This is a genomic window from Haematospirillum sp. 15-248 (genome assembly GCF_012102665.1).
Taxonomy (GTDB): domain Bacteria; phylum Pseudomonadota; class Alphaproteobacteria; order Rhodospirillales; family Rhodospirillaceae; genus Haematospirillum.
In genome coordinates this window covers 109,624-133,843 of the sequence record NZ_JAAVTF010000003.1, presented here as the reverse complement: position 1 = coordinate 133,843, position 24,220 = coordinate 109,624, and the positions used below count along the sequence as shown (strand labels likewise).

Sequence of the window (24,220 nt, the reverse complement as noted above, 5' to 3'; positions counted from 1 at the left end):
TAGATATCAGAGACAAGACGGCTATGCCAGAGGAGAGAACCATTCATACAACCCCTGCACCCCAGTCCCACAAAGATGATCTTCCGGGCCTGATCGGCAACTGCCTCGACGCCAACAAGGCCGAGCACATCACGGTTATCGATATTCGCGACAAAACATCAGCAGCCGACACCATGATCATTGCATCCGGGCGTTCCCCGCGCCATGTATCAGCCTTGGCGGGCCATGTCGTCGATATGCTCAGGGAACACGGCATCCGGGCAGCAACCGAAGGACGCGAAACCTGCGACTGGGTCCTGATCGATGCCGGTGATATTCTGGTTCATCTGTTCCGTCCCGAAGTCAGGGCATTCTATAATCTGGAAAGAATGTGGGGCGGCGGCAATGCACCTGTACCGGAAAACATGGTGCACAGAAGTGGCGGGAACTGGGAAGTAACGGCGTGACAACAGGCATCTCGCAGCCGGGAGCGCAATAATGCCTTTTGTGATTGCAGCGGTGGGTCGGTCCCGCCCGGGGCCGGAACGGGCGCTGTATGAACACTATCTGTCACGCCTGCGCGAACCTGTACTTTTAAGAGAAGTCGAAGAGAAGAAACCCCTCCCGGTGCCAGACCGCATGGCCCGGGAGGGGAAGCTCCTCTTGTCCTGCGTCCCAACGGGATCAAAAGTCGTTGTTCTGGACGAACGTGGGCGCATGCAGAGCAGCAGGGACTTTGCCTCTGCATTGGAACGGTGGCTGGGTGAAGGGACCTCAACCATTTCCTTCCTCATCGGAGGCGCTGATGGGCACGATCCTGCTGTCAGGGACCGCGCCGACCTGTTGCTGGGATTCGGCAGCATGACATGGCCGCACATGCTGGTACGCGGTATGCTGGCCGAACAGCTGTACCGGGCAAGGTGCATCATGGATGGCCACCCCTATCACCGGGACTGACCTCCCCTATTTCTCCTCGCGATGGTCGCAAACACGGGGCTGTTCCGCATTGTTACGCAGGACAGAGGCAATCTCATCCCGACTGATGCGGCCATCGTGATCAAGGTCAAAAGCCTCGAGTCCATCGTCATAGGACATAAACTCATCCAACGCGAGCAGGCCATCCTGGTTCAGGTCTATAGCCCGATACATCCAGACATGGTGCTTCTCACGCGCGATCTCATTCTTGGGATGGACCCACAGATGATCCAGGCTGCTCCGATATCCCTGCATCCACTCAGCCCGGTCAAGAAACCCGCTCTGATCTCCATCAAGCTGATGAAATCTTGAGTTACGCACCGCCGATCGCTCATCGCGCGCAATCACCCCATCACGATTTTGGTCAAAGACTTGCAGGATAGCCTCCGTCCGGTCCTCATATGGAGAGGACAGCACCTGGGAAGAAAGTAATGAAAAGCAAGATACAAATGATCCAATAAAAAAGGCCAGATTCCGTACCCTCATCATGGAAGCTCCTTTACATGGATTAACCACATGAAATAGAACGTTGTCATACAAATATGATGTCCGTATAATGGAATAATATTCGTAGACACTCCGTTATGCATAAATTATATTTCATGTGGCCATGTACAAGACATCGAAAATAATAGCGTCAGCCATATGCGCTGTTCTCTTGGCTGCGCCTCCTGTTCACTCACGGTCCTATAGCCACGAGCAAGCCCGGAATGCTCTGGAGGCTGGAGAAATTGCCTCTCTCCGTGATGTTGTGACAACGTGCGAAGCTGATTTTTCCGGCCGTATCGTACAGGCCGATCTTTCAAGGGATTTTAAGGGGTGGGTATACAATCTTAAAATGCTGACCCCAAACGGAAGCATCTTGAAGGTGCGCTACGATGCCCTTACCAAAGAACTGGTCAGCGCGCGCGGTCACGATCTTGTCCGCTGGTATCGGGGGGAACCTGCTGCACTTGCAGAAGTGGCATCTCCCGGATCCATGCGATCACGCGTGAGAGAGGAGCCGCCCTCACCCCCCACAGCAATGGGGCATATACCACGTACGTTGCCATGGTATCATAACCTGCTGCAATGGCTGGAACCCGATATAGACGAACCACCACCACCGTCTTCACTGGAACCAGACCTGCCTCTTCCACCAGAGGACAGGACAAACCGGTAGCACCGCATCAAAGAACGCCACAATATCCAGAAAGAGCTCGTTTATGCGTCTTCTTGTTATCGAAGATGAACCAGCATTGCAATCTCAGCTGTTCCAGACCCTGCGGAGCTATGGCTATGCCGTGGATGTATCTGCGGACGGAGAAGATGGCCACTTTCTGGGTGAAAGCATACCCTTTGATGCCATCGTCCTAGACTTGGGACTACCCGGTATTGACGGACTGAGCATCCTGAAAAAATGGCGCGAATCAGGAATCAATACACCTGTGCTGATTCTGACCGCCCGCTCCAGCTGGCAGGAAAAGGTTGATGGCATTGACGCCGGGGCCGACGACTATCTCGCAAAGCCGTTTCGCATGGAAGAGCTCTTGGCCCGTATCCGCGCATTGATCCGTCGCTCCAACGGCCATTCCTCCAATGAGCTGGTCTGTCAGCCTGTTCAACTGGACACCCGAACCGGTCGCGTTATGGTCCGTGACAAGCTTGTCCCCCTGACAAGCCACGAATATCGGGTTTTAAGTTACCTGATGCATCATCAGGGCCGAATCATTTCGCGTAGCGAATTGACGGAGCATCTTTATGCGCAGGACTTTGACCGTGACTCCAACACAATAGAAGTGTTCATCGGGCGACTGAGGCGCAAACTGGGTTGCGACATCATCCAGACTGTCCGCGGCCTTGGCTACCAAGCCTTGCCAGAAAATACAATCCAGAGAACAGGATCCTGACCTCTGTGACCAAAACACCTGCACAGAATCGAAACCCATCATTACGGGTACGTCTTCTCGTCGGAGCCGCACTCTGGGTCAGCATGGCCTTGGCCATTGCAGGCTTCGGCCTGCAAGCCCTGTTCGAGAATTTTGTGCAGGGCCAGATGGTCAGCCGCCTGTCTGTCATCCTTGACCATATTGCTGCCAACATCGATATCGGTGCCGACGGTCAGATTACCCTGCTGTCCCGACCGGCAAACCCGCTGTTTCAACGCCCTCTTTCCGGCCTTTACTGGCAAGTGGAATACGGAAACAAGGTCATTTTGCGATCCCGTTCACTCTGGGATGAGCAAATGGAGCTTCCCTACGCAGCAAGTCCCCTCGATGGATCAATACAGGTCGAGTATGCCGGTGGACCAGGACAATCCAAGATCCTGGCCGTCACGCGGTTTATTACCCTGCCGGAAACACATCGCCTGTTTCGCATTGTTGCAGGAACAGATGAACGCAGCCTGGAGCGGCTCTTTACCAGATTCTGCCGCATTATCACGATTGCCCTTGGTCTTCTTGCCATTGGAATTACAGCTGCCGTCTGGGGACAGATAACATTCGGTCTGGCACCCTTCAGGCACCTACGGCAATCCTTGGCCGATATCCGCAGCGGAAAAAACAATACTCTGGAAGGCCGCTGGCCGATTGAAGTTGTGCCCTTGGTCGAAGATCTTAATGCACTTCTCCTTCACCATGACAAAATGGTAAAAAACGCACGGACACACGCCGGCAATCTGGCCCATGCCCTGAAGACACCCTTGGCCGTCATCATGAATGAATCGGATCAACTGGACAAACGGGGACAGCATCAGGCTGCACGTCTTCTGAAGCAACAAACAGAAACCATGCAACGCCATATTGAGCACCATCTGGCACGGGCACGGGCCCAAACATCCACAAAGACACGGGGCCTGCGTACGGCGCCAGAACCATCTATTGAGCGTCTGTGCCGGACCATGCGTCACCTTCACAAGACAGACATCAAGGTTAACCTTGACGAACACTGCCCCTCTTTTTGCGGCAACCAGGAAACACTGGAGGAAATCATTGGCAACCTTCTTGACAATGCCTGCAAGTGGTCAAGGGGCCAAGTCGTTGTACAGGCGGGATCAAACGTTGACGGTGAGTTATGGATAAGCGTGGATGATGATGGACCCGGCATACCGGACTCACATATCGACGCAGCCCTGCACCGGGGGCATCGCCTTGATGAAAGCAAACCAGGCAGTGGTCTTGGGTTATCGATTGCAGACGACCTTGCCCGAACAGCGGGAGGATCGCTGCACCTTGGGCGCTCCGCAATCCTTGGGGGCCTTATGGCACATGTAACCCTCCCCGCATCAAATACGACGTGTCGGCAACAGACTGAACGGGTCTACAGCGCTGCTGAACCGGTAGAGGCCGCCTCTTCTCTCTCCGGAATCAGATAACTGGACGGGCTGTACTTGTTACTGGCACCGGAAGCAGCATCAATCACCACACCAGTACCACCACCAAGAATAATGTTGCCGAATGTCATGGCTGCAACATCAGACTCTACCGTAATCTCAGCCGTACAATATCCCTCTTTCTCGCAACACACCAAGATATCGAGCTTTGTTTTCTCAACCTTCACAGCCCATGGCGTTGTCACCTGCACGATGATACGATTTCACTGGGTGAAAAGAACGGCCTGTGGGGGTATTCCTTCAATGATGGATAAACAGATTGAAGTCATCATGACAGGCACAGACGCAACAACAAAACACCTCACACCCCCCAATAAGGCCCCAAGAACGCATTGAGCAAGATAACCAATAGAAATAACAACTTGCTGATATTCTATTTGAAATTAATACAGGCAGGGCTTGGTTGATTCTTCCCGAGCCGCTATGATGGCACGGCCAGCGCCACGCCCTTGCAAACCCGGGAGAGTTTCTGACGTGAGTTCACATACCCAAGACACAACCGTTGCCGACGGGCTTTCCGCGACAGCCTCGTCCCTGCGTGCTGCCCTGAACTACGTATCGGCGCGCGATGAGTTGACCTGCCCGGACAGCGTGATCAACAACGCCCGCAACGACGAACCTGTTTTTGTGCTGCGTGCCCGCGACATGGTTTCAACGACGACGATAGAGTGGTGGATCTGGTGTGCACGCAATCGTGGGGTGCCTGCAGACAAGCTGGAACGTGCCGAACGCCAGCGCCGGGCAGCTGACCTCTGGATTGAAAAAAGACTACCCGTACAATCCGCATCAGATGGACGGGTCTGTGTGCGCACCGCACGCTCCGAACGGGAAGATCATGCATCGGTCCTGAACTCGGCTCACCCTGATGAGCCCGTGTTTGTGATCGTTGCCTCGGATGCCGTTGCTGCAGAAGTTGTTGAGTTCTGGGCCTTTATGGCTGAACGCCACGGCGCTCCCGCCAGAAAGATTGAAGGGGCCATGGAAGTGGCAAAAGCCATGGCACGCTGGGCTGAAAAAAGGGTTGTTGGCTTCACCCCCAGGCGTATATCCTCCTCGGCGTCAGTTCAGGAGATACCAAGACCACGCCACAGAACCAGCATGCAGCTCGTCTGTATGGAATGCGGCCACAGGGAAACCGTGGGGACTCCGCCTTATGACGAGGAAATGCTGACAACTGTCCGCGAAATGTGCGAGGGGGCCTGTCCATCCTGTGGGGCCGAACCCAAGCAGGACAGCGTCGGTCGCACGACACGCGTTCTAACCACCGAAATGGCTGAAACACCCTGAAACGTGTTGTTTCGTCCTTTCTCCGCTCAACCCCGCTGTAAGGATACCTGCGGGCATGTTGCATTTGTTTCGCTCTCTTGCCAATCTTTTGGGTGGTCTGGCCTTGCTGGCCACTGCCTACGGTTTTCTTGGCACCCTGCTGTCCGTCCGGCTGTCGATGGAAGGCTACTCCGAGACCGTCTCCGGTAATGTTCTCGCCTGCTTTTATGTCGGGCTGATTGCGGGATCCTTCCTAGCCAAAGGCTTTATCGCGTCGATCGGACATATCCGCTACCTGTATGTCATGATTATCGGGTTCGCCTTGGCGGCACTGGCCCACAGCCTTGTTGTAGACCCCATTGTATGGGGAGCGCTGCGTATTGTGTCGGGCTTCTGCATGGCGGGATCCTTCGTCGCGCTTGAAAGCTGGTTGAATGCCAAAGCCAACAACCAACAACGGGGAACCTTCCTGGCTATCTATATGCTGACCGCCTATCTGTCTGTTGGCGGCGGACAGAAGCTGATCACAGTGGCCGACATCGGCGATGATATCCTGTTCTTCCTGGCAGGGGGCATTGCAACGCTGGCCCTTGTGCCGGTCATGCTGACCCGAAAAGCAGAACGCCCCGCACGTCCGGAACCCGAGAAGATCGGTCTCTCCGCTCTTATGTCCACATCGCGCCTTGGCATGATTGGCGCTACCGTATCGGGGATCCTGCTCGGGTCCTTTTACAGCATGATGCCCCGCTATGGGGTCGAAGTTGGTCTGGACGCAGAGGGCGTATCAACCCTGATGCTGTGCGGCTTCTTTGGTGCCATGGTTTTCCAGATACCTGTCGGTAAATTGTCGGATCGCATCAACAGGCGCCACGTCATCTTGGCTGTCAGCCTGCTTCTGACTGGTCTTTCCATTGTTCTGACAGCCATAACCGCCACCAGTCCGGACTCCTCCACCTTCTCCGGCTTGACATTCCTGTCGGTGGTGTTCGTGTTCAGTGGCATGCTGTTCGTGGCATTTCCGCTTTCGATATCCTATTCGAATGACCGGGCAGCCCCAAGCAAGCTGGCCGCAACGGCCGGTGCCATGAATCTCTTCAATGCCATTGGCTGCATGGCTGGCACGCTGTTGGTGGCAAAGGCCATGGAGATAACAGGTCCCTTGGGCTTCTTCATCTTCATCGCAGCATGTGGCGTCTTCATGTCTGTTGTTTGCCTTGTGCAGAAAGATGATTGCCACAGGGCAGCAGAAGATGGGGATACAATGGCAGCCGAGCCAATTGCCCTTCACCGCACCGTTCCGTCCGGGCTGCGAGAAGCCGGACAAAGACGGCGCAATGTCGGGTGACATAGCCCGTCATCTGTCGGGCCATGCTCCAAGGACATGGCAAAGGATGGTTTCGGGTCGTCGACTGAACCTCGTCGACCCGTCACCTCTGGATGTGGAAATAACCGATATTGCCCTTGGCCTATCCCGCAACAGCCGCTGGAACGGGCAGACCATTGGGCCGCATGCATGGTCTGTTGCACAGCACAGCGTCTTTGTCGTGGACATTATGAAACGGTTCAGGCCACGCCCGGAACCAAGCCTTTTGCTTGCCGGACTTCTCCATGACGCACCGGAATATGTCACGCATGACCTGGTTACCCCCCTGAAAGCCGTTGTAGGGGATGTCTTCCGCGAGGTTGAGGACCGACTGATGTGTGCAATCCACGTACGATTTGGCTTGCCGCCCCGCCTTTCCAGCCCGGACAAGACCCGGATCAAGAAAGCAGACCTGATAGCGGCAGCAACCGAAGCCGTTCAACTTGCAGGATTCTCTTTGCACGAGATTCGCCCTGTCCTGTCGATCAAGGCCAAACCAGCAGCATGGGCCCGTCTATTGCCTCTCCCGGCGACAGAGGCAGCCCGTCTCTTCCTGGACACATTTTCCGAACTTCACAAGGCCTTATAGGCCTCCTGAGCGCCCCTGGTTCCTATGGACCGGGTGTACACCGTCAGGATACCAGGGTTATCTGTATGCATTGCAATACCTGCGCTGTGCACAGCACAACGCCGCCGTTGCTTGTGCGCAAGTTCCAGACGGATGTCTCTGGAGAAGGACGCCCCCGATGTCGCTCTCGCTGCTGCTTTTCATGGATACAGCTGCAATACATGGCAGCCTCGGCCTCGCCGCCTTTGGGGTTCTCTTTCTTGCCATCTGCACGATGATGTCCTTCCACCTTCTGGCAACACGATCAGAACAAACTGGAATACGGCGCAAGATTGACACGCTGGGGCCCGTTGTCCTGTTCAGCTTTGGGGTACTGGGTGGCTACACAACAACCTTCTTGGCCTTGCCAACAGCGCTGGAGCCAGGCTTTCATCCCCTCATTCTATCGCTGGGGCTTGTTATCGGGGTCCTCGCCGCCTATGCCGGCATGAGCCTCATCGACACAACAGAAGCCAACCTGCCACGCAGTGCGCTAGCTGGCGGAACCGTTGCCTTGGGGCTGTGGGCAACATTCTACTGTATCCTGGAGTCAATGCTGATCATACCGGATCTGGAATATGACCCCGTCCTGTCTGTCAGCGCATTGTGCATCACAGCTTTGATCTGTAGCGCCGCTTTTGTAACCTTCCCCCGAACGCACGGCCCGGAAAAGACAGTCCTGATTGCAGGGCTTCTGATGATCGGTGGCATTGTAACCCTGTATGCCATGGCATTACCGTCTGTTACCGTGCTGCCCCGGTCACGGTCGCTTGTATACATCCACAAGCTTGATCGTGAAACCATGGGCATCCTGATCGCCATTACGGCATCCGTAATCGGTATTGCCCTGTACAGCATATGTGTACTGCTGCGATGGCTGACCCATAGCAGTGCCCCCCACTCTTCTCCAGAACAATCCGGACAGAAGACCGAAGAAGAACAGCAGCCAACGTCTTTAGGAGGACGGGCTTCCTTTGAAAGCCGACTGGAACGGGCTATTACACGTGCGCACCGCTCAGGACGCCAGACAGCCGTTCTCCTTCTCAGAATTGATGGCCCGGCCTTACCGGAGAGCGGTAAAAACCAGACACTGCGGCCATGCCTTCCGGATATTCTGGCAGCTAACTTGACCTTGTGCCTGCGAACCCGTGACTCCTTGTCCGATTTCGGTAACAACCGTTTTGGTATCTTGGCCGAAGACTTGGTCGATGCTGCCGAAGCCGGAGCCTTGGCGGGACGTGTCCTTGACTGCCTGAATGACGCCGCAACCGCAAACAGTAATGACTGCGGTATGACCGGGGCGATCGGTATTGCCGTATGTCCCGATGACGGCAGCACGGCACAGGAGCTATTAAGCCGGGCTGAAACAGCCATGCTGTCCATTACAGAAACCGGGGCACAAAGCTATGCGTTCTTTACCCCGGAAATGAATGCTGGCAACCCGGATATGCTGTCGCTCCCCCATCTGCTGCGCCTTGCCGTGCGCCATCGCCAGTTCAGGCTTCTGCTTCAACCTAAATACCGTTCTGAAGACAACAGCATCGTGGGGGCCGAGGCTCTTCTGCGCTGGAATCACCCCAGCCGTGGCATGCTGGCACCCGTGCATTTTATAGGCTTGGCAGAACACCTTGGCATCATGCCCGAGATTGACAGCTGGGTCGCCCGTGAAGCCTGCCGAATCCTCAAACGCTGGCAATCCATGGGCGCCCCTTTTGATACGCTGGACCTTTCCATTAACGCCAGACCGCACCTCTTCAATGAAGAAACATACGCGGCAATGCTGGAAAAGACCCTGAAGGAAACAGATATCAACCCTGCACGGCTGTTGATCGAGATAGCGGCCATGCACAGGGAAGACAATACACAGTCCCCCGAAGAAACTGCCGCCGCCCTCCGCTCTCTTGGCGTTGGGGTTGCCCTTGAGCATTTCGGGACGGGGTGGTCGTCCTTGGCTTATCTGTGCACGGTCGCTGCGCGTGAGGTCAAGGTGGACCGGGCCTTGCTGCAAAACTTGAGCCCGGGATCAAATGCAGAGAAGGTCATGCAGTCGATCCTGTCCCTGATTCACACCCTCAACATGAAGGCGGTTGTCGAGGGTGTGGAAACGCTGGGCATAGCAGAACACCTCCGCAGCTTGGGCGTTAACGCACTTCAGGGCTATGCGTTTGGACAACCGTGCCCACCGAATGTTTTTGAGACAACCGTGTTCGAAACAGCACGGCGTCTGAAGCAAGGAAAACCATCCGAGGACAACACGTCCTCATCCGGTCCACGGTAACAACCTGTATCAAACAGCCAACGCCTTCTTGAGGTTGATACCCCGTGCCTTCAGGCCCTTGGCAAGCTGGTCCGTATAGGTCTCAAGCACCTTGACCCGGGCATAGCGTTTTGAATTGGCTTCGACCAAGGTCCAGGGCGCGTTGCGCGTCGATGTCCGCTCGATCATGTCGTTGACCGCATCCTGATACTGGTCCCATTTCTCACGGTTCCGCCAGTCCTCGTCCGTCAGCTTCCACGCCTTCCATGGCGTATTCTGGCGCGCCGTAAAACGGGCCATCTGCTCTTCAGGGGTAATGTGCAGCCAATATTTGCACAATACGGTTCCGAACTCGGACAGTTGCTCCTCAAAGGCGTTGATCTCGGCATAAGCCCTCATCCACTCGTCCGTGCGGGCGAACCCTTCTACCCTCTCGACCAGAACCCGCCCGTACCATGACCGGTCATAAATGGTTACTCGACCGGCACGGCTGATATGACGCCAGAAACGCCATAAATAATGACGGGCCTTCTCTTCATCCGTAGGCGCTGCTGTCGGTATGACCTTGTACTCGCGAGCATCCAGCGCTGATACCACGCGGCGGATCGCACCACCCTTGCCACCGGCATCCCATCCCTCAAACACCAGGACGCTGGAAACACCATAAGCACGTGCCAAACGCGACAACCCGGCAAGGCGGCTGCGACCGGCACGAATGCGCTCGGCATATTCAGCAGGCTCCAGGTCCAGACTCATGTCCAAGGCATCCAGAATGGTCGGCTGCTGGGGCAATGACACAGACAAAAGGCCGGCGTCCGCCTGTGCTCCGGCACGCTTGCGTGTTTTGGCCGCAGCCGGAACAGAACGGCCGGCACGCACAGCATTCTCATCCTTTTTCACAGTCTCCAGCAGCTTGCGGCGCAGATCCCGTGCCTCAAGGTGCCGGACCAGAGCATCACGCAATGTCATCAGCAAGGTCAGGGAACGATACCGGACATCTTCGCCTTCAATAATCGTCCACGGGGCATGGCCATCGCTGGTCATACGAATGGTACGCTCTGCGGCAGCGATGAAGTTGTCGTACATCTCCCAGTGCTTCCAGTCGCGCTTGGTCACCCGCCAAGCCTCATGGGGCTTTTTCTCCAGCTTTCTGAGGCGACGCCGCTGGGCATCACGACCAAGATGCATCCAGAACTTCAGGATCAGGGCCCCGTCATCAGCCAGCATTTTTTCAAAATGAGCAATCCGCGCCAGTTGCTCGTCCATCTCGGCCAGAGAAATACGCTCCCAGGCCCGATCCATCACCGGGGCAGAGTACCAGGACCCCATGAACATGCCGATACAGCCGCGTGGTGGCAGATCCCGCCAGTACCGCCAGGCAGATGGCCTCTCCCGCTCCTCATCCGAAGGGTCTCCGTAAGCGGACGTCGACATCCAGCGCGGATCAAGCCACTCGCTGAGAAGGTTTATGCTCTCACCTTTTCCTGCCCCATCCACACCGGCAAACACCAAGACAACCGGGAAATCAGCATGACGCAGTGTCTGCTGGAGGGTAATCAGCTCAGTGCGCAACGCCGGTGTTACGGCGTCAAACTCTTTCCTGGAAATCTTGCGCCCCAGTTCAGCGGTTCGAAACATCGATTCTACCCCCGGTGAGAAATCCAGCATTCGGACAGCTGTGACAACAGCCCCTCCTCTGCCCTCATATTGCCGGTTTCGGGGGCTTTTATCCACATCAAGGATGAGGTTTTTTCCATTACGTTGGCTTGGGTCTGGATTTACACAATCTTCCGTGACATACGTAGCCACCGCCAACATGAATACAGACAGAGAATCTGTCTGGGAAATTCCCGTTGTGTGCGCCCTGTTTTTCGGCCTGCCCCTGTGTCTGGCAGACTGTGTTTGAATGGAGGATCTTTATGGCTGTTCGCGTTGCAATTAACGGTTTTGGCCGCATCGGCCGCCTGGTTCTGCGCGCCTTGGTCGAATCCGGCCGCAAGGATATCGAGGTCGTGGCCATCAACGACCTGGGACCGGTTGCCACCAATGCCCATCTTCTGAAGTATGATTCTGTTCATGGCATCCTGCCCGCCGATGTCCGTGCAGCCGATGACAGCCTGATGATCAACGGAACGACCATCCGCTGCTTTGCCGAACGCGATCCGAAGGCCCTGAAGTGGGGTGACCTTGGCATTGATATCGTTGCAGAATGCACCGGCATCTTTTCAGACCGCGACAAGGCTGCTGTCCACTTGGACAATGGCGCAAAGCGGGTTCTGGTTTCCGCCCCGTCAAAGGGTGCAGACCTGACTGTTGTGTATGGCGTCAACCACAACAAGATTACGGCTGATCACAAGGTCATCTCGAACGCATCCTGCACCACGAACTGCTTGGCCCCGGTGGCTCACATCCTGCATCGTGACTTCGGGATCGTGAAAGGGTTCATGACCACCGTGCATGCTTACACCGGCGACCAGAACACCGTGGATACCCTCCACAAGGATCTGTACCGTGCACGCGCTGCAGCCATGTCAATGATCCCGACGTCAACGGGGGCTGCCAAGGCTGTTGGCGAGGTGCTGCCGGAACTGAAGGGCAAGCTGGATGGCGTGGCCGTGCGCGTCCCGACAGCCAACGTTTCCTTGGTGGATCTGAAGGTCATGCTGGGCAAGGCAGCCACTGTCGAAGCTGTCAATACCGCCATGCAGACCGCAGCAGAGGGTGAGCTGAAGGGGATCCTCGGCTATTACGACCTGCCACTTGTCTCGATTGATTTCAATCACAACCCGAACTCATCATCCTTTGCTGCCGGTGGCACAAAGGTCATGGACGGGGACTTCCTGCGTGTCATGTCGTGGTATGACAACGAGTGGGGCTTCTCCAACCGGATGCTGGATACAGCTGTCGCCATCGGCAAGACACTGTGACCTGACACTCTGAAAAGCCCTGCCCGACGTGTGCAGGGCTTTTTCTTCCTTTTTGTACCGGCCTTTTGCGGACTGCACCATGCCAACTTTCAAGACAATCGATGACCTTGATGTACAGGGAAAATACGTTCTGGTTCGTTCAGACCTGAATGTGCCCATGAAAGACGGACAGATTACGGACTCAACCCGAATCCAACGCTCTGCCCAGACCCTTACCGAACTGGCCCACAAGGGCGCCAAGGTCATTGTCATGTCACACTTCGGGCGCCCGAAGGGAGAGCGCGTCCCGGCCATGAGCCTGCGCCCGGTTGCCCGTGCCTTGTCCACGGCAACAGGCATCCCGGTTGCCTTTGCCGAAGACTGTATCGGCGTGCCCGCCAGAACGGTTGTCAACGGCATGGGACAGGGTGACATCGTCCTGCTGGAGAATCTTCGTTACCATAGCCAGGAAGAGAAGAACGACCCTGACTTCGCAAGAGCACTTGCCGAACTGGGTGAGCTTTATATCAATGACGCGTTCTCAACCTCGCACCGTGCCCACGCTTCAACCGAGGGACTGGCCCACTTGCTGCCGGCAGCCGCCGGACGCTTGATGCAGGCTGAGCTGGAAGCACTGGGACGGGCACTGGAACGCCCCGAGCATCCGGTTGCCGCAATTGTGGGTGGGGCCAAGATCTCAACCAAGCTGGACCTGCTTGGCAACTTGGTACAACGGGTTGACCTGCTGGTTATTGGTGGCGGCATGGCCAATACCTTCCTGCATGCACAGGGCATCCAGATTGGCAAATCCCTGTGCGAGAAAGAGATGGCAGAAACAGCACGGGCTATCCTGGACAAGGCAGAAAAATCCAGATGCACCGTTGTTCTGCCTACTGATGTTGTTGTTGCTGACAGCCTGAGTGAAACAGCAGGACGGCAAGTTGTTCCGGTACAATCTGTCCCGGAAGACCAGATGATTCTGGATATCGGGCCGGATTCAGCCTGCGCCCTGTCGGATCGTCTGGCATCCTTCCGAACCTTGGTCTGGAATGGCCCCCTGGGCGCTTTTGAGATCAAGCCTTTTGATGCTGCAACCAACTTGGTGGCCCGGGCTGCGGCAGACCTGACGCGCAAAGGAAACCTTCTGACCGTTGCCGGTGGCGGAGATACGGTCGGTGCATTGGCCAATGCCGGGGTTCAGGACCAGTTTTCCTACATCTCCACAGCGGGGGGCGCATTCCTGGAATGGCTGGAAGGACGCGACCTGCCAGGTGTCAAAGCCCTGGAAGCCTGAAGGTGGGAACGTGCGTCGCGGTGGCCGTCAGGTCGGGCGGGGGAGGGAATGACCCGACGGCCACCGGAAGCACGCGGCATTCCGGGCGGGAGGGATAGCCGGCTTCCCGAGCGCGGAAGGAAAACCGACATTCGCCCTTTTCAGCCACGCCTGAGCGGCACAGCTGGCTGCCTGCACGCTGCGCGGGGTAGTCCCCTCGCACAACAGGGGACAGCAGGTTCCATGCCAACAAGCCCAAGGCCCGATAAAATCGGCCGCAGGGGCGGTTGGGAAGGGAAAATACCACCCGGAAAGCAGCGATTCCCGCACTTTGCAATGCATCCTGCAACGCAGGGAGAGATCACCCGTTAAACCTGCTCGTCCAGACGATCCACCAGCGCCAGAATATCAACAGCGTTTGTGGCTTCCTGACGCAGGGCATCAGCAACACACCAGAAAGAGAGCCCGTTTTCAACGCTGATATCCCCGCGCAGGCGGGATACAAAGACAGGTTCCTCGCCAGAAGTCTCAGCAGGAGTGACGTATCCCTCCTCCACCCGGTGATCGACAACCGATACGCTGTCGCTCTCACGCAGGAGCTCCCTGACCGCCTGCTCGGAAACAGGGGATTCGCACTGGATATTGATGTAAGCCGCAGCACCCACAAAAGCAGCCACACGGGCGCAGTTCACGTGAATAGCTGTACCCGGCAACATCCGGGCCAAGCCGGCTGCAGCTTCATCTTCGGCCTCGGTTGCTCCCATGTCAGAGAAAGACCCGACCTGGGGGATCACATTGAATGCGATCTGTTTGGGGAAAACCTCCCGGCTCGAGGCTGGCGGCTCGTTGACATAAATACCCCGGGTCTGGCGAAACAACTCGTCCATCCCTTCGCGTCCAGCTCCGGAGGTGGATTCGTAGGTTGAGGCCACAACCCGCACAAGACCAAAGCGGTCATGCAACGGGGCAAGCACTTTTGACACCATCAGGGCCATAGGTGATGGAACCGCAAGGACACCCTTCTTTTCCGCACGGTCAACATTGGCAGGATTCACCCCGGCCACCACCAGCGGGACAGACGGATCACGACGGAAGTGCCCGCTGAGATCAATGACCAAGGCACCAACCCGCATGGCGCGGGATGCAACGGCAGACGCATCACGTGGCTCCGTTGCCAGAACAACACGGTCCGAGGCCCGGAAATCAAAGGTCTCGTGACCGGATACCTTCAGGACATCATCATCACCATAAGAGACTTCACGCCCGATACGGGCCTGACTGTCCAAGGCTACCAAGCGGACGGCAGGCACATCCCGCTCGGCAAGGGTATCCAGGATTTCACGGGCCAGATGGCCAGATGCGCCAACCAGAACAATACGGGCAGCAGCAGGGGTATGGGAACTCATCAGACTATCCTTCTCTGACAGCAGTCCTTGATCCGGGTACGGGACAGGCCCGGCAGACTCGCCTGGGTCCGCAAGGTATGTCTGTACGGACAACGGATCAAGCCTTGCCGTACAAGGGTCCCGGACGTACCTTGTAAGTATCTGGGCAAGAGGGGATCAACAGGCGTGCGTAGTGGTGAACAGGATCCGTCGCGGGCATTTCTGGACCGGCTTCTGGGATCCATCCGGCACGGCCACAAGCTTGACGACCCCCGCAGCCCGGAGGTTTTGCAACGTTGGGCCATCATATGCCGTGACCTGCCTGATACGGCCCTTCCCCTGATTATCCCGGCCACCCTGCGGGGCCTGCTGCGTCAGGCTGATATAGGCGAGCGCCTGCGCGACGTGTGCGGTATATCCGAACGATACCATCTTCAGCATGAAACCATTGCTCCATACCTGATCAGTTATCGCCGCTACATGGCAGCGCGGGTCAAGAACAAGGAGCCCGGCAGCGATGAAGCCCGACTGACGATTGCCAAGCTTCGCGGCGAACTCAATGCCCTGAGGGAGGAGTTCAATTCAGTCTTTGACCAGGCTGCTTCTGCCGAGATGGAGCGGGAACGCCTGGCCGGGGAGCACGACAGCCTCCAGCAGCAGCTTCTGGCCGAACAAGTCCGGCGGGAAGAAGCAGAGCGGCGCCTGGAAGGCGTACGGGATCAGGCCTTCCGCCAGTTCCGCCTGTACCTCTTTTTGCTCAAGGAAGAACGAGACCGTCTGTCCAACGATCCGGACCGGGAACGCCTTCTGGCGGCCGAAATGGCGGTTGAAACCCATGCCCTGACCCTGGAGGCGCTGGGTGCACGCGAGGAGGCCGATATCCAGGCCCGGGAGATTCTGGGAGAAACCCTGTTTGCCGACTATTTCCAGAACCCGAACCGGGAGTCAGTTCTTCCAACCACGCCAAATACACCACAGGCCCCTGATCATGATCAGGTAACACCCGATAACCCGGATGATACAGCCCTGAATACAGACCAGGAACAAACCGGGACCTGATACAAACAACCCCGCCAAACACCGAAAAAGACCCCCGGAAACGGTATCCGGGGGCAAGAGACGGAAGTTTCACCGGGATTGGTGCGCAGGGGGACAAGAAAAACCCGATGCCGGTTTGCGACAGGCGCAAGACCTCTTCCGGTTACGGAGTGCTGGGCGCCATCTACCGGCGCTATCACACATGCGGCCAGATCGTGGTACAGCAACACTGCCTTATCAAGAGAGTACCGGACTTATTTCACCAACGAGCCACATTCGACATAAGGAAAGCGGAACGGGACTCAGGCTTCTCGGGTTAATGCTTCATGATGCTCGGAAACCACCGCTGCTGGCACGTCCCCGCTGACAAGGGCAGGCAGCCGGATCTGAACCCGTGTTCCACGGTCAGAAACAGAGAAGACAGATAACCTGCCCCCATTACGACGGATACCACTTCTTGCAAGAGACAGAATGGCAGAGCAAATATCATGACCGGGCACAGCCCCATCATCCGAAACAGTTACCGTCAACCCTGGCAAAACCGCACCAGACAGGGAGACAACCGGCTCGTCATGCACCTCAAGACAAATGATGCCTCGATTATAAGTTACGGCAAGTGCAGAGGCAAACACCAGGACAAGACTCTGGCGCAAGGAAGAACCATCGGCAGAAACCCTGTCACAGGACGCATCATAGCGATAGTCAAAGACTACATCCCGATGAGTTGCAGCAGCCTGGACATCAGCCAGAACAACAGACATCAGGTCACGCAAGTTCACGGTCCCGGATAAAGGGGCCTCTGACTGCGCCCGCGACCAGTCCAGATCAAGAACAGCATCGTTGATAACGGACAGAAAATGCAGAAGCGCCATCACGCGCCCGGCATACTCCTGCCGGGACGGATCCAGCCCTCCCATGTGGCCGGTAAACAAGACTTCACACAGACTGCCAACCGTTCCAAGAGGAGCCCTTATCAGTTCAGCCAGCGATGACAATACATAAGCAGGATTGGCCGTTATGGGCAGGGATGCTCCCTCTGCAACATCCGGCTGAACAAGGAGAACGCAACCATCAGGCAGGGCCACAACCATAACCCCTGCTGACAACGATCCGGAAAGGGAAGGAAACGCACCACGATCACCGGGAGGTGCGGACAGGAATGTCTGGACAGCCGTCCAGATCGGATCAGCCTGAATAATATCTGGCTGTCGGGCCAGAATCATCGCGAATGCAGGGTGCCGCTCCAGAGTTTCCGCATCTACTTTCCACAAGGTCCGAAAAGCTGCATTTGCCTGGCACAGATGCCCGTCAGCATCAAAAACAGCAACGGCCTGGGGCAATGCATCCATAATCTGGTCCTGGACCGCCAGAACCTGCCGCAAGCGTGCCTCCAGGGTCAGCCGGTCAGTCACATCTTCGTATGTCGCCAGAAGCCCCCCCAAAGGATGAGGGGCCAGAACTCGCCGCAACGTCTTCCCATCCGGAAGATGAAGGAGATCCTCCATCGGTTCGAGCAATGCCTTGAAACGCGCCAGTTCACGCTGCCGGAAAGCCGGGTAATCCGCAACCTCGGGAAGAAGGCGATTCAACCGCTGTTGTTCCAGAACTTCGGCATAGTCCGGGTTTGATATAGCCAACCACAATGGATCAAGCTTCCATAACCGGGCAAAGGCAGGATTATGAAAACGCAGTCGCGTATCAGAACCAAAAATGGCAACAGCCGTGCCCAAACGCTCCAGGACAGCGACATGACTGCCCATTTGCTGCTCTGTCGCCTGACGCAACACCTCAAGACGGGTAATATCCTGGGCAACCCCCACGGTGTGGAGGCCATCATCCGAACCTTGGCCAGGAATAACAGGACTCTCTGTAATTTCCATCAATCGGCGGCTGCCACCAACAACCGTATGCCACGTTCCAGAGCGAGCCCGGCCAGAAGCCCGGACTGCCGACGCCATAGACCGCAAATCGCGGACAGCAGACCCGGCAACAAGCTCCTGCACGCTGGATCCACTCTGCCCGGGCGAAGAATCAACCGCATCCAGGAACACCCGGTTTGCCAGAATAATATCCAGACCATCATCACGAACCCAGACCGGAATCGGAATGGTATCCAGAACGCGCTGCAAACGGGATGCTTCGCTGGCAGCACAGTGAAAACGTGCCAACAGCTCGCGACGGTCTTCCTCACCGGACGATACATCACGGGCCCAGAGCACATCGGCAAGACAGCGACCATCATCAGCCAAGGCCCGTACCCCCGACACCTCGACACGACGCAATACGTCTTCCTGCCCCTCCGCAGGCTGTAGACCAAGAATAACCGAGAATCCCTCTCCTTCACTGCGCAAGCGATGCACAAGGGAGGACAGACGTGCACCATCACCTGGCAGAAAGACGGAAACAACATCACCAAAAGAAGCCGAATGACCGGAAAACAACGACAGCATGACAGCAAGCCGCCGCGAGCACTGCCCTCCCCCCAGCAGATCTCCATCCTTGGCAGAGTCATCCGATGCGGACCACAGATACCACCCATCCGGACTGACCGCCATGACATGGGACAGCATCTCGGACTTTATTCCCGCGATCTGCCAAGATGTACGGTCACGGTACCAACGCCACCAGAACCACCATAGAGCCAGCAGCAGTGGCGGGAAAAGAGCTGTTGGCTCTATTCCGTAGTGAGAAAGAAAAGTGATGATCTGCTGAAGGTACCCCATACACGCAACAGTGCCGGGTAGAGAGAAAAAACTCAAGCAACCACAGAAGAAGAGCGTGATATATTTGACGCTCGTTCCGGGATTCTGTCCTGAACGTTTATCTGCCCCCGTTCCAGGAATGATAAAGTGGAAAAACTCGTCTTGTGTGCCTGCCTTGTCATGGCACTATCCTGCCCGACCCATGCGCATGAAGCAGAACACCACGCACATCACTCACACGAACATGCCGCCCAGCCCGTGCAGCAGGAATGGGGTATTGCAGGCATGCCTGAGGCCGTGACCCGAACGATTGTCTTGAGCATGAGTGATACCATGCGCTTCACACCCGATACCCTTACAGTCCGCGTAGGCGAAACAGTTCGTTTCAAGGTCGATAATCATGGCAATACCTTGCATGAGTTCGTTCTTGGCACACCCGACAAGCTTGCAGAACACGCAGACGTCATGCGGCACAACCCGGATATGAGCCATGCCGAGCCTCATATGGCCCATGTCCAACCAAACACATCCAACGATGTCGTATGGCTGTTCAACCGTGTCGGGACATTTGGTTTTGCCTGCCTGATTCCTGGACACTACGAAGCCGGAATGACCGGAACCATCCACGTCACCCACTGAGTACGGGGGGAAATAGCCCTACACAGGGCCCATTACAGATTCCAGATCATCAGGGTTACAAGCATCCAGAATTTGGCGGATGACATCCGTACCAAATCCACGACGGGCCAAGGCAGCCATGTCCCTGTAACGCCGGGCACTACGGCTTTGAGGGTCACCCCATGGACCGATACGGCGCCGTCGGGCAAAAATAACAGCGGCCGTCAAATCCGGATCGGTCTCACTATCACCAGCCCTGTCAGCAGCCAGACCGCACAGGGCCTGTTCAACCAGTTCTGGAGATACACCCTTCTGACGCAAACGGGACCGTACACCCCGCGCAGAAACACCCCGCGCCACCAAGGAACGAGCACGGGATTCCGCAAAGGAGGCATCATCGAGATAACCAAGATCCGTCAAGCGATCCAGAACAGCCGTAATCGCAGAAGACACAGCTTCCGCATCCATATTCCCGGCAGGATCCGAACGGGCAACGCGCCGTTCCAGAACGCGACGCACACCATCACGACTGGCCGCAAACCGCTCCAGATAATGAAGGGCAGCCTTCATCAAGCTCTCTATACCCAAGGGGTCCGGATCCGATTTCTTCTCGTACATGCAGCGTGTTTCCTGTACTGGCAAAATGATCGGAACCCTGACATCAAGACACAAGACATCTTGACCTTCGCACGTGTTGGCCGTTTCCTTCTGCTGTCCTGCAAAACCGGAAACTGAGAGCTGTCACCATGACCGAGGCCCCCGCATTCCCGCCACCTGCGCCCCGCGCAATGGGCCCCGTAAACTGGCTTGGCCTGTGGGAGCTATATCTGCGCGAAGTCCGGCGTTTTATCAAGGTCTGGCAACAAACAATCGCAGCGCCAATGGTTGTATCGCTTCTGTTCCTGGCAATCTTTGCCCTTGCCCTTGGATCCAGCGCACAGCAAACCGTGGGACAGGTCAGCTTCATGGAATTTCTGGCACCCGGTTTGATCATGATGGGTATGGTGCAGAATGCTTTTGCCAACACGTCCAGCTCACTCATCATCTCCAAGATCCAGGGGAATATCATCGATGTCCTGATGCCTCCCCTTTCGCCCTGGGAACTGACTGTCGGGTTTGCTCTTGGCGGCATGACACGAGGCATGGTTGTCGGAGTGGCGATCGGGGTTGGCATGTTGCCTTTCGTGACCCTGCATATCCATAATTGGGGCTACATCCTGTTCCATGCTGTCGGTGCCAGCATGATTCTCAGCCTTCTGGGCATTCTGGCCGGTGTATGGTCAGAGAAATTTGACCACATGGCCGGAATCACAAACTTTATCATCACGCCACTGTCATTCCTGTCCGGTACGTTCTATTCCATCGACCGCCTGCCGGATAACTTCCTGTTCATTGCCCATCTGAATCCTTTCTTCTACATGGTTGACGGCTTCCGGTACGGCTTTATCGGGCATGAAGCAGCCCTCCCTGAAACCGGTCTCTGGGTTGTTGCGCTGACAAACGTGGCGCTGGTGCTTGCATGCCATGTCCTGATCCGGTCAGGATATCGCCTGAAAAGTTGAGGCCTTTAACATAACCACGCAGGCTAAAGCAGAAAAATAACCCCAAACTCCAGAAAGACGGTTTGGTCTTTCCCGGCAGGGGTATAAACTGCGTTCATAGCCTGTTAACAACCAAGATCCGTTGACAGATCCTCTTTCGCCCTTTTGTCGTGTGTTGCCGAGATTGTTCATGACTGACCAGAGTGCCGCTCAGACCCCGGATTTTGCCCTGCCCTTTTTATTGCACGGCGGCTTGTTGAGGGGACGCTTGGCCCGCACATGCGCAACCTCGGATGCCATCCTGGAGCGGCATAAATACCCAGCGGCCATTTCACGGCTGGTAGCGGAAGCTGCGGCTCTGGCCTCGGTATTGGCCAATGCCCTGAAATTCAATGGTATCTTTACATTGCAGGCCCAAGGCAGCGGGCCTGTGCGGCAGCTGGTGGCTGATGTAACATCGGATGGACAGGTCCGCGCCTGCGCCACCTTCGATGAAACAGCGGATGGACTGGATGACCCGGGCACTGCCGAGGAAGCAAGCGTACAAAAGTTGTTGGGAACAGGGCACCTGGCCTTCACGGTTGACCAGGGTAATGTTCCTGAACGCTATCAAGGGCTGGTGGAACTGACAGGCCGAACCCTTTCAGAGTGCCTCCACGCCTATTTCCGTCAGTCCGAGCAGCTGGAAACAGCTATCAAGGTTGCATCCGAAGCCCCGTGCCCAAACCACAACGGATGGCGGGCCGCTGCCCTGATGATCCAGAGGATGCCGGTTGATGGTGGCAAAATCCTCTCCATCTCCAAGGACGACGCGGACGAGGCCTGGCGCACAGCTGTCATCCTTCTTGGGAGCCTGACAACGGCAGAACTTCTTGATCCCGGCCTGGAGGCCGGCACTGTTCTGCACCGCCTGTTCCACGATGAGGATCTGTCTGTATCCCCACCCCGCCCCCTGGTATTCGGATGCCGTTGCTCACGGCAAAGGGTCGAAGAAACCCTGGCAACTTTCAGCCCCAACAGTTTGGGCGAGATGCAGCTTGATGATGGATCGGTCAGCGTCCAGTGCCAGTTCTGTTCCACGGAATACATCTTCAGCGCATCGGATATCGAAGTCCTCTCCCAAGGTACAACATCACCATGACATATGCCTTCCCGTTTTCGCGGTTTCTGCCCGTTCTGGGCACGGCCTGTCTTTTTGCCATGCTGTCACTTGCTGCCGGGTGCTCGGACCAAGGGCCACCCGTTTCAAAACAACCGGAGTTACGCTTCCTGACCAAGGCTCCCTTCCGGTTTGCAGCACAAGGGCCGGATATTGTGACAAGCTATATCCCGCCACTGCGCAGTCCGCATGTCGAACATCGTATGCCCCTGTCACCGGAACAGGCCATGCGAGCGTGGGCTCGGGACCGGATTACAACAACCCACACCCACCAAAGACACATCCGGGTTGATATACGCGAGGCATCCGTAACAGAAACCAAGCTTCCAACCAAGAAGGGAATCACCGGGTTCTTTACCAACGAGCCAGAGGCACGCTATGCCGCAAAAGCCAATATCGCGGTCCAGATTGTCGATGGCGCTGGCGTTGTACGTCACGAAGCATCGGCCACAGCCTGGAGAACCATAACAATTCCCGAGAAAGCATCTCTGGCTGAACGGGACCAGATCTGGTTTGAACTGGTAGAGCACCTGATGCAGGATGTGGATGCTCAGCTTGGGGCAGCTATACGCCAGCACCTGGGGACGGCTCTCCTTGACCGGAGCACGTCCTGACAGCAAGGCCACACTGAGATTGGGCGCCGTGCGTAACCGGAAGGGTTCGTCATGTCAGATGATAAGTCCTCGGGTACACATACTGCTGTTCCGGACGGACTGGTTGTTTACGCCATAGGCGATATCCACGGGCGCCTTGATCTTCTGGACGCTCTTCTGGAACAGATTGACCACGATATAGCCCAGCGACGCCAGGCAAAAAAGCAGGTGCTTTTGATCACCTTGGGTGATTACGTTGACCGGGGGCCTGATACGCCCGGCGTTCTGGAACGCTTGCGGACTCTCTCCCTGGAAAACGGAGAAACATGCTGCCTGCTGGGTAATCACGAAGACTCCCTTCTGAGCTTCCTTGAACACCCTGCCGACGGGTTGAACTGGCTGAAATACGGTGGCTTGGAAACACTGCGCAGCTATGGTGTGGATACGCCGAACAAGGAACCGGAAGCGCTGGACCGTTTCAAGCTGTCACGTGCCTTCAGGGCTGTCTTCCCCGGGGAACACCGCCAATTTCTGCAAAACATGCCCCTGTGGACGACGTGCGGAGGCTACCTTTTCGTACACGCCGGGATACGCCCCGGAATTTCACTGGGCCGTCAAAGCCGACGGGACATGTTGTGGATCCGGGAACCCTTCCTGTCGTGCACCGATACGCGGGAGCACACCGTGGTACATGGTCACACCATACACCCGACACCAGAAAACAGGGCAAACCGAATCGGAATTGATACCGGGGCTTGGCGCAGCAACACGCTCACTGCTGTTGTTCTTCAGGGAACCCATCGCAGCTTTATCCAGACACACTGAGATGACATCCCTATTCCGGTCGCGACGACCGGGATGGAGATATATCCGCCGACCAAGCAGGATCATCTTCCCCAACAGTGCGGCGACAACCCCAGGACAAAAGCACGGCATTGAGTTGCCCGCAAACCATGGAACGTGCTGCATCACGACTGTAACCGTCCTCAAGCAAGGCATCATAGTCTGTAAAATGATGACGGGCCAAAGCCACCAAAGACAGCCAAGCCGCAGCCTGAACCGATCCCCGCCGCAAACCCGGTGAATCCTGGGCATGATCCAGCACAGCCTGCTTCTCCCACTGTGGAAGGGTGGGAGCCAAAAGGGACAAAGCCTGCTCAAGCTGGTGGCGACGAGTCATCGGACACC

Annotated in this window: 24 protein-coding genes; 17 read left to right on the top strand and 7 right to left on the bottom strand. The window is 56.4% G+C overall.

Translation table 11 applies throughout. The features are described 5' to 3' along the window. Nucleotides 1-23: 23 nt before the first annotated feature. Both rsfS and rlmH read left to right on the top strand, forming a co-directional pair. Nucleotides 24-446 carry a ribosome silencing factor gene (gene rsfS / locus HEQ72_RS05185; protein WP_168022754.1) on the top strand — a complete coding sequence of 141 codons (423 nt, stop codon included), beginning with the start codon at nucleotides 24-26 and terminating at the stop codon, nucleotides 444-446. Nucleotides 447-477: 31 nt separating this feature from the next. After that, on the top strand, nucleotides 478-936 hold the full coding sequence (gene rlmH, locus HEQ72_RS05180) for a 23S rRNA (pseudouridine(1915)-N(3))-methyltransferase RlmH (protein WP_168022753.1): 459 nt from the start codon (nucleotides 478-480) through the stop codon (nucleotides 934-936). Nucleotides 937-942: 6 nt separating this feature from the next. On the opposite strand, the gene HEQ72_RS05175 is transcribed toward rlmH, so the two are convergent. Beyond that, entirely contained in the window at nucleotides 943-1,443 is a 501-nt protein-coding gene (locus HEQ72_RS05175) for an EF-hand domain-containing protein (RefSeq protein WP_168022768.1), read from the bottom strand. Between the two features lie 121 nt (nucleotides 1,444-1,564). On the opposite strand from HEQ72_RS05175, the gene HEQ72_RS05170 reads away from it, so the two are divergent. From HEQ72_RS05170 to HEQ72_RS11710, 3 genes are read left to right on the top strand one after another with little or no spacing between them, the layout of a single operon-like run. After that, complete coding sequence (locus HEQ72_RS05170) at nucleotides 1,565-2,116, top strand: PepSY domain-containing protein (protein ID WP_168019453.1); 552 nt, start codon at nucleotides 1,565-1,567, stop codon at nucleotides 2,114-2,116. 43 nt (nucleotides 2,117-2,159) lie between these two features. Then, nucleotides 2,160-2,843 (top strand): response regulator transcription factor, encoded by a 684-nt coding sequence (locus tag HEQ72_RS05165; protein ID WP_168019454.1) that lies wholly within the window; start codon nucleotides 2,160-2,162, stop codon nucleotides 2,841-2,843. A gap of 5 nt (nucleotides 2,844-2,848) precedes the next feature. Beyond that, nucleotides 2,849-4,306 carry a sensor histidine kinase gene (locus HEQ72_RS11710; RefSeq protein ID WP_168022752.1) on the top strand — a complete coding sequence of 486 codons (1,458 nt, stop codon included), beginning with the start codon at nucleotides 2,849-2,851 and terminating at the stop codon, nucleotides 4,304-4,306. Here the strand turns inward: HEQ72_RS11710 and HEQ72_RS05155 are convergent. Continuing rightward, the gene (locus HEQ72_RS05155; RefSeq protein ID WP_168019458.1) at nucleotides 4,252-4,515 is read right to left on the bottom strand and encodes a hypothetical protein; all 264 of its coding nucleotides are present in this window, start codon (nucleotides 4,513-4,515) and stop codon (nucleotides 4,252-4,254) included. The genes HEQ72_RS11710 and HEQ72_RS05155 overlap by 55 nt on opposite strands. A gap of 283 nt (nucleotides 4,516-4,798) precedes the next feature. Between HEQ72_RS05155 and HEQ72_RS05150 the strand changes: the two genes are divergently transcribed. The 4 genes from HEQ72_RS05150 to HEQ72_RS05135 all read left to right on the top strand — a co-directional run bounded on the left by HEQ72_RS05150 (nucleotide 4,799) and on the right by HEQ72_RS05135 (nucleotide 9,838). Continuing rightward, the gene (locus tag HEQ72_RS05150; RefSeq protein WP_168019460.1) at nucleotides 4,799-5,611 is read left to right on the top strand and encodes a hypothetical protein; all 813 of its coding nucleotides are present in this window, start codon (nucleotides 4,799-4,801) and stop codon (nucleotides 5,609-5,611) included. 55 nt (nucleotides 5,612-5,666) lie between these two features. Next, nucleotides 5,667-6,935, top strand: coding sequence for an MFS transporter (locus tag HEQ72_RS05145; RefSeq protein ID WP_168022751.1), 1,269 nt, complete (start codon nucleotides 5,667-5,669; stop codon nucleotides 6,933-6,935). A 46-nt stretch (nucleotides 6,936-6,981) separates the two neighbouring features. Further along, nucleotides 6,982-7,542 carry an HD family hydrolase gene (locus tag HEQ72_RS05140; RefSeq protein WP_245183112.1) on the top strand — a complete coding sequence of 187 codons (561 nt, stop codon included), beginning with the start codon at nucleotides 6,982-6,984 and terminating at the stop codon, nucleotides 7,540-7,542. 157 nt (nucleotides 7,543-7,699) lie between these two features. After that, nucleotides 7,700-9,838 carry an EAL domain-containing protein gene (locus tag HEQ72_RS05135; protein WP_168022750.1) on the top strand — a complete coding sequence of 713 codons (2,139 nt, stop codon included), beginning with the start codon at nucleotides 7,700-7,702 and terminating at the stop codon, nucleotides 9,836-9,838. A gap of 9 nt (nucleotides 9,839-9,847) precedes the next feature. Here HEQ72_RS05135 and HEQ72_RS05130 read toward each other — a convergent pair whose 3' ends face one another. Beyond that, complete coding sequence (locus HEQ72_RS05130) at nucleotides 9,848-11,455, bottom strand: polyphosphate kinase (RefSeq protein WP_168019468.1); 1,608 nt, start codon at nucleotides 11,453-11,455, stop codon at nucleotides 9,848-9,850. 281 nt (nucleotides 11,456-11,736) lie between these two features. Here HEQ72_RS05130 and gap point away from each other — a divergent pair, with 281 nt between their 5' ends. Both gap and HEQ72_RS05120 read left to right on the top strand, forming a co-directional pair. Further along, complete coding sequence (gene gap, locus HEQ72_RS05125) at nucleotides 11,737-12,744, top strand: type I glyceraldehyde-3-phosphate dehydrogenase (RefSeq protein ID WP_168019470.1); 1,008 nt, start codon at nucleotides 11,737-11,739, stop codon at nucleotides 12,742-12,744. A gap of 79 nt (nucleotides 12,745-12,823) precedes the next feature. Then, nucleotides 12,824-14,017 carry a phosphoglycerate kinase gene (locus HEQ72_RS05120; RefSeq protein WP_168022749.1) on the top strand — a complete coding sequence of 398 codons (1,194 nt, stop codon included), beginning with the start codon at nucleotides 12,824-12,826 and terminating at the stop codon, nucleotides 14,015-14,017. Between the two features lie 347 nt (nucleotides 14,018-14,364). Here HEQ72_RS05120 and HEQ72_RS05115 read toward each other — a convergent pair whose 3' ends face one another. After that, on the bottom strand, nucleotides 14,365-15,402 hold the full coding sequence (locus HEQ72_RS05115; protein WP_168022748.1) for an aspartate-semialdehyde dehydrogenase: 1,038 nt from the start codon (nucleotides 15,400-15,402) through the stop codon (nucleotides 14,365-14,367). Between the two features lie 165 nt (nucleotides 15,403-15,567). On the opposite strand from HEQ72_RS05115, the gene HEQ72_RS05110 reads away from it, so the two are divergent. Beyond that, nucleotides 15,568-16,440: a hypothetical protein gene (locus HEQ72_RS05110; RefSeq protein WP_168019476.1), complete on the top strand. Its 873-nt coding sequence runs from the start codon at nucleotides 15,568-15,570 to the stop codon at nucleotides 16,438-16,440. Between the two features lie 281 nt (nucleotides 16,441-16,721). On the opposite strand, the gene HEQ72_RS05105 is transcribed toward HEQ72_RS05110, so the two are convergent. Continuing rightward, a complete protein-coding gene (locus tag HEQ72_RS05105) occupies nucleotides 16,722-19,142 on the bottom strand; it encodes a PAS domain-containing protein (protein ID WP_168022747.1) in 2,421 nt (806 codons plus the stop codon). Nucleotides 19,143-19,268: 126 nt separating this feature from the next. On the opposite strand from HEQ72_RS05105, the gene HEQ72_RS11705 reads away from it, so the two are divergent. After that, a complete protein-coding gene (locus HEQ72_RS11705) occupies nucleotides 19,269-19,760 on the top strand; it encodes a plastocyanin/azurin family copper-binding protein (protein WP_209315612.1) in 492 nt (163 codons plus the stop codon). A gap of 18 nt (nucleotides 19,761-19,778) precedes the next feature. On the opposite strand, the gene HEQ72_RS05095 is transcribed toward HEQ72_RS11705, so the two are convergent. Then, entirely contained in the window at nucleotides 19,779-20,357 is a 579-nt protein-coding gene (locus tag HEQ72_RS05095; protein ID WP_168019480.1) for a regulatory protein RecX, read from the bottom strand. 128 nt (nucleotides 20,358-20,485) lie between these two features. On the opposite strand from HEQ72_RS05095, the gene HEQ72_RS05090 reads away from it, so the two are divergent. The 4 genes from HEQ72_RS05090 to HEQ72_RS05075 all read left to right on the top strand — a co-directional run bounded on the left by HEQ72_RS05090 (nucleotide 20,486) and on the right by HEQ72_RS05075 (nucleotide 23,857). Next, nucleotides 20,486-21,301, top strand: coding sequence for an ABC transporter permease (locus tag HEQ72_RS05090; RefSeq protein WP_168019482.1), 816 nt, complete (start codon nucleotides 20,486-20,488; stop codon nucleotides 21,299-21,301). Nucleotides 21,302-21,470: 169 nt separating this feature from the next. Further along, nucleotides 21,471-22,421: an Hsp33 family molecular chaperone HslO gene (locus HEQ72_RS05085; protein ID WP_168019484.1), complete on the top strand. Its 951-nt coding sequence runs from the start codon at nucleotides 21,471-21,473 to the stop codon at nucleotides 22,419-22,421. Then, nucleotides 22,418-23,053: a hypothetical protein gene (locus HEQ72_RS05080; protein WP_168019486.1), complete on the top strand. Its 636-nt coding sequence runs from the start codon at nucleotides 22,418-22,420 to the stop codon at nucleotides 23,051-23,053. Before HEQ72_RS05085 ends, HEQ72_RS05080 begins: the two co-directional genes overlap by 4 nt. Nucleotides 23,054-23,104: 51 nt before the next feature. Continuing rightward, nucleotides 23,105-23,857 carry a metallophosphoesterase family protein gene (locus HEQ72_RS05075; RefSeq protein ID WP_168022746.1) on the top strand — a complete coding sequence of 251 codons (753 nt, stop codon included), beginning with the start codon at nucleotides 23,105-23,107 and terminating at the stop codon, nucleotides 23,855-23,857. A gap of 10 nt (nucleotides 23,858-23,867) precedes the next feature. Here HEQ72_RS05075 and HEQ72_RS05070 read toward each other — a convergent pair whose 3' ends face one another. Then, nucleotides 23,868-24,212, bottom strand: coding sequence for a DUF2293 domain-containing protein (locus tag HEQ72_RS05070; RefSeq protein WP_168022745.1), 345 nt, complete (start codon nucleotides 24,210-24,212; stop codon nucleotides 23,868-23,870). Between the last annotated feature and the right edge of the window lie 8 nt (nucleotides 24,213-24,220).